7 protein-coding genes are annotated in these 5,584 nt (G+C 69.6%); 4 read left to right on the top strand and 3 right to left on the bottom strand.

Annotation, left to right across the window (positions count from 1 at the left end; translation table 11 throughout):
- Nucleotides 1-4 precede the first annotated feature (4 nt).
- Complete coding sequence (locus VN520_RS29510) at nucleotides 5-784, bottom strand: hypothetical protein (protein WP_325750004.1); 780 nt, start codon at nucleotides 782-784, stop codon at nucleotides 5-7.
- 120 nt (nucleotides 785-904) lie between these two features.
- On the opposite strand from VN520_RS29510, the gene VN520_RS29505 reads away from it, so the two are divergent.
- The 4 genes from VN520_RS29505 to VN520_RS29490 all read left to right on the top strand — a co-directional run bounded on the left by VN520_RS29505 (nucleotide 905) and on the right by VN520_RS29490 (nucleotide 4,127).
- Nucleotides 905-1,705, top strand: a complete 801-nt coding sequence (locus VN520_RS29505) for an ABC transporter ATP-binding protein (RefSeq protein WP_325750003.1) — start codon at nucleotides 905-907, stop codon at nucleotides 1,703-1,705.
- A gap of 65 nt (nucleotides 1,706-1,770) precedes the next feature.
- Complete coding sequence (locus VN520_RS29500) at nucleotides 1,771-2,199, top strand: NfeD family protein (RefSeq protein ID WP_325750002.1); 429 nt, start codon at nucleotides 1,771-1,773, stop codon at nucleotides 2,197-2,199.
- Nucleotides 2,200-2,345: 146 nt separating this feature from the next.
- Nucleotides 2,346-3,275, top strand: a complete 930-nt coding sequence (locus tag VN520_RS29495) for an SPFH domain-containing protein (RefSeq protein WP_033305602.1) — start codon at nucleotides 2,346-2,348, stop codon at nucleotides 3,273-3,275.
- 78 nt (nucleotides 3,276-3,353) lie between these two features.
- Entirely contained in the window at nucleotides 3,354-4,127 is a 774-nt protein-coding gene (locus VN520_RS29490) for a sulfite exporter TauE/SafE family protein (protein WP_325750001.1), read from the top strand.
- Nucleotides 4,128-4,209: 82 nt separating this feature from the next.
- Here VN520_RS29490 and VN520_RS29485 read toward each other — a convergent pair whose 3' ends face one another.
- On the bottom strand, nucleotides 4,210-4,716 hold the full coding sequence (locus VN520_RS29485; protein ID WP_031099942.1) for an HNH endonuclease: 507 nt from the start codon (nucleotides 4,714-4,716) through the stop codon (nucleotides 4,210-4,212).
- A 142-nt stretch (nucleotides 4,717-4,858) separates the two neighbouring features.
- Nucleotides 4,859-5,392, bottom strand: a complete 534-nt coding sequence (locus VN520_RS29480; RefSeq protein ID WP_325750000.1) for a YbhB/YbcL family Raf kinase inhibitor-like protein — start codon at nucleotides 5,390-5,392, stop codon at nucleotides 4,859-4,861.
- Nucleotides 5,393-5,584 lie beyond the last annotated feature (192 nt).

Raw genomic sequence — 5,584 nt, 5'->3', positions numbered from 1 at the left:
CCGGCTACCGGCCCCGCTCCTCCACGTACGCGTTGTACGCCGCGACCTGCGCCCGCCTGGCCACCCGCTCCACCGGCCGCAGGGCCTCACCCCGGGCCGCGATCTCGGAGGCGCTCACCGCGCCGCCGTGCCCGTTCTCATGGGCCACCGACACCAGCAGCCCGACGCGCTGAGCCAGCTCCAGCACCCGGACCGCCCGCGGCGGATAACCCGGAGCCAGCACCTCCCGCCCCCGCTCCGCCCGCGCCCGGTAGGCATCCACCGCGGCCTCCGCGACCGGACCGGATCCGGCGACATCGAGCCGGGACAGCACCGCCGTGGCGTCCCGCAACGCCTCGGCGAGCTCCCGCTCCGCCTCACCGAGCGACGGCACATCCGCAGGCGGTGCCTCCCTGACCGGCAGGCAGCGCCAGACCACCTCGACATGCAGATCCCCGGCGGGCCCCGCCTCACTCACCTCCGGCACGAGCCCGTAGGGCACCCCGGACGCGACCACCGCCTCCTCCGCCTCCAGTGCCCGGGCGTTGAAGTCCGGCGGCCCGCTGAGCCCCAGCGGATGCCCGGGCACCGGCAGGGCGACCCGGAAACCGGTCGCGCCGAGTCCCCTCAGCCGGCCGAGTGCCAGGGTGAGCCCGACGGGCCCCGTCTCACCCGGCATCCCCTCGACACGGTGCACCGCGTCCTCACCGACGATCGCGAGCGCCGCGTCGTCCGGTGACACAAATCCGGCCAAAAGTGCGTTTCCCCATGCGGCGAGCCGCCCTGAGCGTGGTTCCGAAAGCATGGGACCAGCCTAGGGAACGGCCCCAGGGCCTGAGCACTCCTCGGGTGGCGTAGGTTTTCCCTGGGAGCTGTGCCCACAGGCACGCGACGATCTCGACACTGTATGGGGAGACAACGCGCCATGAGCGATGTACTGGAGCTGGTGGACGTATCCGTGGTCCGCGACGGACGCGCTCTGGTGGACGACGTCTCCTGGTCGGTCAAGGAGGGGGAGCGCTGGGTCATCCTCGGCCCGAACGGCGCCGGCAAGACCACCCTCCTCAACGTCGCCTCCAGCTACCTCTTCCCCAGCACCGGCACGGCCAAGGTCCTCGGCGAGCGGCTCGGCGGGGTCGGCACCGACGTCTTCGAGCTCCGCCCCCGCATCGGCATGGCCGGTGCGGCCATGGCCGAAAAGCTCCCCAAGCGCCAGACCGTGCTGCAGACGGTCCTCACCGCCGCTTACGGCATGACCGCCACCTGGCACGAGAACTACGAAGCCGTCGACGAGGAGCGCGCCCGCGCCTTCCTCGACCGCCTCGGCATGACCGGATACCTCGACCGCAAGTTCGGCACGCTCTCCGAGGGCGAACGCAAGCGCACCCTCATCGCCCGCGCCATGATGACCGACCCCGAGCTGCTCCTCCTCGACGAGCCGGCCGCCGGCCTCGACCTCGGAGGGCGCGAGGACCTGGTCCGCCGCCTCGGCAGGCTGGCCCGGGACCCGTACGCCCCCTCCATGGTCATGGTCACCCACCATGTCGAGGAGATCCCGCCCGGCTTCACCCACGTCCTGATGATCCGGCAGGGCAAGGTGCTCGCCACCGGCCCCATGGAGACCGAGCTCAGCTCCCGGAACCTCTCCCTCTGCTTCGGCCTGCCGCTCGTCGTCGAGCACCACGGCGACCGCTACACCGCTCGCGGACTGCCTCTCGGCCAGTAGTCGCACCACAGCCAACCTCCTCTGCGCCCTGTCGGGGAAGGCACCCGCGGTCCTACGATGACCATGTGGACATCGACGCGTGGGTGTGGTGGCTGATCGGCGCGGTGGGACTGGGCATCCCCCTCGTCCTGACCGCGATGCCCGAATTCGGAATGTTCGCCGCCGGAGCGGTGGCCGCGGCCGTCGTCGCGGCCCTCGGCGGAGGCATCGTCGCCCAGGTCCTGGTGTTCGCCGTCGTCTCGGTGGCCCTGATCGCCGTCGTCCGGCCGATCGCCGCCAGACACCGCGCGGGCCGGCCCGGGGAAGCCACCGGCATCGACGCACTGAAAGGCCGTCAGGCCGTCGTCCTGGAACGGGTGGACGGCAGCGGAGGCCGCATCAAGCTCGCCGGCGAGGTGTGGTCCGCGCGCTCGCTCGACGGCGACCAGGTCTTCGACCCCGGCCGGCAGGTGGATGTCGTGGACATCGACGGTGCAACGGCCGTCGTCATGTGAGCGAACCGGTCACACGGCAGGCCACAGTCTGCCAAACTCGAAGTCGATCATCATGAGACCGCACCGTTCATAAAAGATGCGACCGACATGACCGTTCGACCTCGATCACCGCGATCCGTCGGCAACCGAAGGGCACGAGGCACACGATGCAACCGATCATCATCGTCCTGATCATTCTGGTGGTGCTCGTCTTCATCGCCCTGATCAAGACGATCCAGGTCATCCCGCAGGCCAGTGCCGCCATCGTGGAGCGCTTCGGCCGCTACACCCGCACGCTCAACGCCGGGCTGAACATCGTCGTCCCGTTCATCGACTCGATCCGCAACCGGATCGACCTCCGCGAACAGGTCGTCCCCTTCCCGCCCCAGCCGGTGATCACCCAGGACAACCTCGTCGTCAACATCGACACCGTCATCTACTACCAGGTGACCGACGCCCGCGCCGCCACCTACGAAGTCGCCAGCTACATCCAGGCGATCGAGCAGCTCACCGTCACCACGCTGCGCAACATCATCGGCGGCATGGACCTCGAACGGACCCTGACCTCCCGCGAGGAGATCAACGCGGCACTGCGCGGAGTCCTCGACGAAGCCACCGGCAAGTGGGGCATCCGCGTCAACCGCGTCGAGCTCAAGGCCATCGAACCGCCCACCTCCATCCAGGACTCGATGGAGAAGCAGATGCGCGCCGACCGTGACAAGCGTGCCGCGATCCTCACCGCCGAGGGCATCAGGCAGTCCGCGATCCTCACGGCCGAGGGCGAGAAGCAGTCCGCGATCCTTCGCGCCGAAGGTGAGGCCAAGGCATCCGCGCTGCGCGCCGAAGGTGAAGCCCAGGCCATCCGCACGGTCTTCGAGTCCATCCACGCCGGCGACCCGGACCAGAAGCTCCTGTCGTACCAGTACCTCCAGATGCTTCCCAAGATCGCCGAGGGCGACGCCAACAAGCTCTGGATCGTGCCCAGTGAGATCGGCGACGCGCTCAAGGGCCTCAGCGGCGCCTTCGGCAACCTCGGCAGCGGCGCCCCCGGCTTCAACACCGGCACCGAGCGGCGGGAACAACCCCCGGTCGACTGACCGGGAAACACCTTCGTGCATGATCAGTGAGGCCCCTCGACCTTCATGGCGGGGAGGCGTCACTGACCATCGAAGGGGATGGCCTTGTCCGTCTGGGAGATTCTCGCGGTGTTCGCGGCCGGCGTCGGAGCCGGCACGATCAACACCATCGTCGGGTCGGGAACGCTGATCACCTTCCCCGTCCTGCTCGCCACCGGGCTGCCACCGGTGACCGCCACCGTGTCCAACGCGCTCGGCCTGATCCCGGGCTCCATCAGCGGTGCCATCGGCTACCGGCAGGAGCTCACCGGGCAGCGGCGCCGCATACTGAAACTGAGCGTCGGCGCACTGGCCGGCGGACTCGCCGGGGCCACCCTCCTGCTCGCCCTGCCCTCCACGGCGTTCGAGACGATCGTCCCCGTCCTGGTGGCCCTCGCGCTGGTCCTGGTCATCCTGCAGCCCCGCATCAGCAGGGCGGTGCAGCGCCGCCGCGACCGCACCGGCACCGCCGCCCGGCCCGACGGCGGGCCCCTCCTGTTCACCGGCCTGATGCTCGCCAGCGTCTACGGCGGCTACTTCACGGCGGCCCAGGGCATCATCTATCTCTCCCTCATGGGGATGCTGCTCGACGACACGATGCAGCGCCTCAACGCCGTCAAGAACGTCCTCGCCGCCGTCGTCAACAGCGTCGCCGCCCTCTTCTTCCTCTTCGTCGCGGACTTCGACTGGACGGCCGTCGTCCTGATCGCCGTGGGGTCCGCGCTCGGCGGCCAGATCGGCGCCAGGGTCGGCCGCCGGCTCAGCCCCCGCCTCCTGCGCGGCCTGATCGTCGTCGTCGGCACCGCGGCCATCGTCCAACTGCTGCTGCGCTGAAGCACGGAGCCCGCCCCTCCGGCAGGTGGGACGGGCTCCGCATACGTTCATGTACGTACGTTCGTGTGAGCAGGGAAGGCGGTCACGCCGCGGAGCGCGCCAGCCACTCCGGGAGCGCCGACCGGTCGCCGGCCCCCAACGCGAGCAGCATCGCGTCCGCCGGCGAAGGCACGAACGGCTGCCGCAGCAACGGCATGCCCGCCTGCTCCGGCGTCCGGGCCGCCTTGCGGTGATTGTCCTCCGCGCACGAGGCCACGGTGTTCAGCCAGGTGTCCTGGCCTCCTTGGGCCCGCGGCACGACATGGTCCACGGTGCTCGCCCGGCGCCCGCAGTACGCGCACCGGTGCTGGTCCCGTATGAGCACGCCCCGTCTGGACCACGGCGCGTGTCTTCGGAACGGCACCCGTACGTACCGGCAGAGCCTGATCACCCGGGGGACCGGAATGTCCACGGCGGCACCTCGCATGCGGAGCCCGGGATGCGACTGCTCGACGACGGCCTTGTCCTGCAGGATCAGGACCACCGCACGGTTGAGCGTCACCGTCGACAGCGGCTCGAAGCTCGCGTTGAGTACCAGTGTGTCCCGCATCCTGCCCACCTCCCGTGTGCCGCCCGTCCGTCGGCGGACCCGGGATCAACTCTGTCCGGGCCGACCGTGATGGACAACGCAATAAAAAGTGCCCTGCCCTGATCTCTCCAAGACCAGGGCAGGGCAAACAGGAGGCGAACCTTCAGCTTTCCGGAGTGGCGTACTCCCCGATCAGCTGGGCGCGGCCCAGCGTGTGGAACCGCAGGTTGAACCCGACCACGGCGGGTGAGGCGTCGCTGTCCGGGCCGAGCTTCTCGGTGTCCACCGCGTACACGGTGAAGACGTACCGGTGGTTCTCACCGGCAGGCGGCGCGGCACCCCCGAACTCCTTCGCCCCGTAGTCGTTGCGGGCCTGTACGGCGCCCTCGGGCAGCCCCTCGAACGCCCCGCTCCCCGCACCGGCCGGGAGCTCCGTCACGGATGCGGGGATGTCGAAGAGCACCCAGTGCCAGAACCCGCTGCCCGTCGGGGCGTCCGGGTCGAAGCACGTCACGGCGAAGCTCTTCGTCTCCGCGGGGAAGCCCTCCCACCGCAGCTGCGGCGAGGTGTTCCCCGCCGCGCGCACCTGGGCGTCCGCCAGTACGGCGCCCGGCGCGAGGTCTTCGCTCACCACGGTGAACGAGGGGACCTCCGGATGGAAGTCGTGCGGCAGCGGCGCCCTTTTCGGCTTGGTCACGTCAGCACCTCTCCTGATCGGTTGTGCGATGTCTTCCCCACCGACCCTAGGTGTATTGATCACGAGCGTTGTTGACACGGGGGTCTTGATCAAAGGCGAAGACCTCCGGTGTGGTGGAGCTGTCTAGGACTGCACCACACGGAGGTCTTCGTGTCCCACCGTAATGCCCGGCTGACTGTTCATGGCCGGCGG

The sequence above is a fragment of the Streptomyces sp. genome, assembly GCF_035563135.1.
In the GTDB taxonomy this organism is placed as follows: Bacteria; Actinomycetota; Actinomycetes; order Streptomycetales; family Streptomycetaceae; genus Streptomyces.
Note: the sequence above shows the minus strand (reverse complement) of the source record. Positions and strands in the feature narration are given on the sequence as shown.